Source organism: Methanospirillum sp., from assembly GCF_035406105.1.
Taxonomy (GTDB): Archaea; Halobacteriota; Methanomicrobia; order Methanomicrobiales; family Methanospirillaceae; genus Methanospirillum.
The window spans coordinates 1-4,617 of record NZ_DAONKG010000192.1; the positions used below are offsets into that span (position 1 = coordinate 1).

The 4,617-nt window shown below is 48.9% G+C and carries 5 protein-coding genes; 2 read left to right on the plus strand and 3 right to left on the minus strand.

The genetic code is table 11. The annotated features are described in order from the left end of the window. Together PLA23_RS10610 and PLA23_RS10615 are read right to left on the minus strand one after the other, a co-directional pair. Positions 1 to 316: peptidase associated/transthyretin-like domain-containing protein (locus PLA23_RS10610; RefSeq protein ID WP_324475161.1), on the minus strand; the 316-nt coding region annotated here is incomplete at its 3' end. 152 nt (positions 317 to 468) lie between these two features. Then, positions 469 to 1,035, minus strand: a complete 567-nt coding sequence (locus tag PLA23_RS10615; RefSeq protein ID WP_324329358.1) for a DJ-1/PfpI family protein — start codon at positions 1,033 to 1,035, stop codon at positions 469 to 471. Between the two features lie 87 nt (positions 1,036 to 1,122). Between PLA23_RS10615 and PLA23_RS10620 the strand changes: the two genes are divergently transcribed. Both PLA23_RS10620 and PLA23_RS10625 read left to right on the plus strand, forming a co-directional pair. Beyond that, on the plus strand, positions 1,123 to 2,082 hold the full coding sequence (locus PLA23_RS10620) for an EF-Tu/IF-2/RF-3 family GTPase (RefSeq protein ID WP_324329360.1): 960 nt from the start codon (positions 1,123 to 1,125) through the stop codon (positions 2,080 to 2,082). Between the two features lie 9 nt (positions 2,083 to 2,091). Continuing rightward, positions 2,092 to 3,957 (plus strand): YgiQ family radical SAM protein, encoded by a 1,866-nt coding sequence (locus PLA23_RS10625; protein WP_324475162.1) that lies wholly within the window; start codon positions 2,092 to 2,094, stop codon positions 3,955 to 3,957. On the opposite strand, the gene PLA23_RS10630 is transcribed toward PLA23_RS10625, so the two are convergent. Continuing rightward, positions 3,890 to 4,369: a carboxymuconolactone decarboxylase family protein gene (locus tag PLA23_RS10630; protein ID WP_324329364.1), complete on the minus strand. Its 480-nt coding sequence runs from the start codon at positions 4,367 to 4,369 to the stop codon at positions 3,890 to 3,892. The two genes, PLA23_RS10625 and PLA23_RS10630, sit on opposite strands and share 68 nt — an antisense overlap. Positions 4,370 to 4,617 lie beyond the last annotated feature (248 nt).

The window sequence follows — 4,617 nt, forward strand, 5'->3', positions numbered from 1 at the left end:
CATACTCAGCATTTCCCAGGTAAGAAACCCGTATATATTCAGCAGGAGTGTGATTGCCCCTGAAAAATTCATATCTTCCTTCCCGGTCGGTTGCATCTACCGCAATCCGTTCAAAGGTATATCCTGGATCGCCATCGGGGGATGACTCCAGTGCAATCCGCTTGTTACCCAGAGGTAAACCAGCCGCATCGGTCAGGATTCCGGTCACAGTAAAGGCATACCCTTCCGGAGGGTTTTCCGGGGTAACCACAAGAGTAATCTGGGTCTTTTGTTTGGCACCTGACACAGAGGAACAGGATCCAAGAATAATCAGCATACACAGAAATACCAGAAAAAAAACTGATCCAAAAGGACGAACCCCTGAAAAAATCCCCGTATCTGATTTCATGAGTGAATGGATAATTTCGTGGCAAAAATCATGAACATACCGTTCTGTTGATCATGAGCAGATATCGGTCTGGAAAAAAGTTAAAAGGCAAATCCGGCTTTTCCGCTGGTAGGCACAAATTCCGGATCTCCATTCTCATATTTGATGAGGATTGATGCAAACTCCTCGGCTGCTTCAGGGCCCATTGCAGTGACAATCCGATCCTTATAAACAACCGGCTTATTCTGAATGATTGCATCCTCCTTCATCATCTCACGGACCGTAGGACCAGGAGCTACGGTTGCTATCTTCTTTTTCAGTATCCCTGCTTTTGCGATCACAATCGGTGCATTCCCAATACCGGCAACGACTTTCTGTCTGGTATGAAAGACATTGATCAATTCAATCAGATGCCGGTTATTCCAGAGATGAACCTGGGTGCCCGGCCCTCCGACAATCATCAGGGCATAATAATCATCCGCTCCGGTAAGCAGAACATCTTCAAAGGTCCGGTTCACCTTCGCCTTTTTGCCAAGGACGCCCATTACCACCCCGACGTGCGTCGATGCAAGCTCATACGTCACCCCGGCCTCCTGAAATTTTTTCACGGGTATCAGGAGTTCCTCATCTCTGAACTTTTCAGGAGGAATCGCGATGAGTACCTTCATATCATTATCACTATTATCAGAAGTGTATTAACCATATTGAATCTCCCTGCTGAAACTATCAAATCTACAGACAACGCTTAGATACTGATGCCAAATCTCAATATCGCCCTCCTCGGACCTGCTGATCTTGCCAAAGAACTGGGGAAAAAAGGCACCTCAACCGATATAACCTTCTATAATATGAAAAAAGGGGATGTAACGATAACCGTTATTGAACCTTCGCGATACCCGGAGAAACTGTCCTCGCTTTTTTATACCGCCTCGCTGGCAGACCTTGCCATTTTGGTTATTGATGCATTGAGCGCAAAGCTGGGAGAGATAATCCTGATGCTGAATGCAGCAGGAGTCAGGGAGGGTGCAATCATCCTCCGCAATTATATTGATAAGGGACAGATTGCCCCACTCATACGCGGAACGGTTCTGGAACAGTATACCGATCTTCCTGACGATCCTGTACTCCTGCGGGAGTGGTTATGGAACCGTGCCGGAGAACAGAAAACTGCGCGGACTGCCGGGAAGGGAAGTGTTCCCATCGATCATCACTTCAACGTAAAGGGGATTGGAACGGTCATTCTTGGATGCGTCAAGGAAGGAACCATTCATCGCCATGACCAATTGACTGTGCATCCTCTGGGAAGACAGGTACAGATACGATCTATTCAGATGCATGACGATGATGCAGAAGAGGCGTCAGCAGGTGACCGGGTTGGTCTTGCACTCAAAGGGATTGAGGCTGATGACCTTGATCGCGGATATGTCCTTTCTTCAGATCCGGGGATCATCTCATCCCTCACACTCAGTGGAACAGCAGAAATCATCCCGTACTGGCCACAGCCACTCAAAGAACAGATGGTGTTGTACGCCGGTCACTGGATGCAGTTTCTTCCGTGCAGAATCACCCGGATCAGTGATAACGGAGACTTTAGAAAACCCACACTCACCCTTCAGTTTGAACGTGAACTCATATATCTGCCTGGATCGGTCATCATCCTCCATTATCTTGAGAGTGAAAAACTGCGGATCGTCGGGACCATCAGGATCGTCTGAAAATCCGGTATGATACACCCAGAGCAGCCACGGTTCTTACCCATATCGCAGGAAGAACTGAGAACTCTTGGGATTATACAGCCGGATATCATCATCATATCAGGGGATGCCTATGTCGATCATCCATCCTTTGCAGCAGCCCTCCTTGGACGGGTACTCTGGGATGCCGGTTTTTCTGTTGGGATAATTCCACAGCCGGATCCAAAAAACCCTGAAACGTTCAGGGTACTTGGGAAACCACGACTCTTTTTTGCGATATCCGGGGGCAGTGTTGACTCCATGGTGAGTAACTATACAGCCGCACAAAAACGGCGATCCGATGATGCCTACTCCCCAGGCGGGATACCAAAAAGACCGGATCGGGCAGTCCTGGTCTACACGGATCTGGTCCACCGGTTATTTCCGGAAACGCCAATCATCATCGGAGGAATTGAGGCATCACTCAGACGGTTTGCCCACTACGATTACTGGTCAGATTCAGTACGGCAGTCAGTCCTTGCCGATGCCCCGGCAGACCTTCTGGTCTTTGGAATGGGGGAAACCACCCTGTGTACCATTGCAAAACGTGCAGAGTCCGGGATTCATCCACGAAATATGCATGATATTCCAGGAACCGTCTGGAAGATCCCTCCAAAGCAGGTCCAGAAACTGGACATGGAGCATATATGCATACTACCCTCATTCGCCGAAGTTCGGGATAACCCTGATGACTTCTGTCATGCTCACATAATTATTACCGGCAATCAGAACCCCTATACCGGAAGACCGCTCCTGCAACGTCATCCAAAGACGGTTATCATTCAGAACCCTCCATCATACCCCTTGCACCCCCATGAGATGGATCGGATCTATGATCTTCCCTACCGGCGGGAGAAACATCCCTCATACGAGAAGGATATCCCTGCACTGGAACCGGTCCGGTTCTCCGTCATTGCACATCGCGGGTGTTATGGGAACTGCAACTTTTGTGCCCTCTCTCTGCACCAGGGAACGATCATCCAGAGCAGAAGTCGTGCATCCATACTCAGGGAGATTGCATCATTCCGAAAGATACGGGGATTTTCAGGTATTGTCAGTGATGTCGGAGGACCGAGTGCGAATATGTACGGCGATTCCTGCCCGGCCTGGGAGAAGAACGGTGCATGTACTGATCGGGAATGTATCACCTGTTCGTCAGTCAGATCAGGTATTCATGGGTACCTTGACCTGCTTGATGAAGCAGAAAAAATCCCCGGTGTAAAACACGTATTTATCGGATCAGGTCTCCGGTATGATCTCATTCCTCATGACAAGGAGGTGATCAAACGCATGGTACGACATATATCCGGCCAGATGAAGGTTGCTCCTGAACATATCACTCAAATGGTGACGACCATGATGAACAAACCTGACGGAAGCGATTTTGAACAGTTCAGAGTCCTTTTCGAAGAAGTCCAGGAGGGGAAAAAGCCCAGGCAATATCTTATCCCCTATCTTATGTCAGGACATCCGGGCTGCACCATTGGTGACATGATCATTCTTGCTGAATACCTCCGCGATACCGGATTGTATACCAAGCAGGTTCAGGACTTTACACCAACCCCCATGACAACCTCAACCTGCATGTATGCAACCGGTCTTGATCCAAAAACACGCTCTCCGGTCCATATCCCGAAAGGAGCGGAGAAGAGGATACAACGTGCCATACTCCACTGGAGAGATCCTGCACACCAGTCCCTCGTCAGGGAGGGCCTGATTCAGGCAGGGCGGAAAGACCTTATCGGAACGACAAGCAGATGCCTCATTCCTGAACGAAAAAGAGGGGAGATCATGGAGAACCGGAAGAGGAATCAGTATTCTTCGAAGCGGCCGCCGGGATCTTTATCCCACAACTGATACATTCCTCAATGGTATCTGAATAGGTACGATATGCATCGGCAAGGACCGTTGACTGGGACGTCAGACCGGCAATCATTATCGCTTCAAGTATCTCATCAGGATTGGCCCCTTTTCGAAGGGCAGCCTGAACGTGATAATCAGTGCAATGATTACACCGAAGCGCTGCGGATACTGCAAGACTTATCAGTTCGACGATCTTCGGATCAAGGGTCCCGGTCTTAAGAACCGCGTTTTTATATAACAGGTGAGAGATGAGAACCTCAGGCCGTTCCGACATCCGTTCAAAGATAAGCGGGGCTCTTCCGTAATCATTCCGAATCGCCTCAACCCATTCCCGGGCAGTCTCTGCAGCCCCTTTTTGAAGAACCTCACTGATTATTTTTTCAAATCCGTTTTTTGGTTTGCCCATAGCATCAGCCTGACCAAAGATCTGTCTTCAGGGAAGTCATACTTACCGGTCAGTCCGATCATTCAGGATAATGCTTTCATTTCTGCAGGAAGAGATCTCATACTATGAACAGAAAAACGAGTATCATATTCATTACCCTGATTCTCACCGGTTGTGTGATATTGACCGGTTGTACCAGTACCCCGCCACCGGGGCAGTCAGCACCACCATCTACGACACCGACACCCGAACCGACAACCATTCCTCCT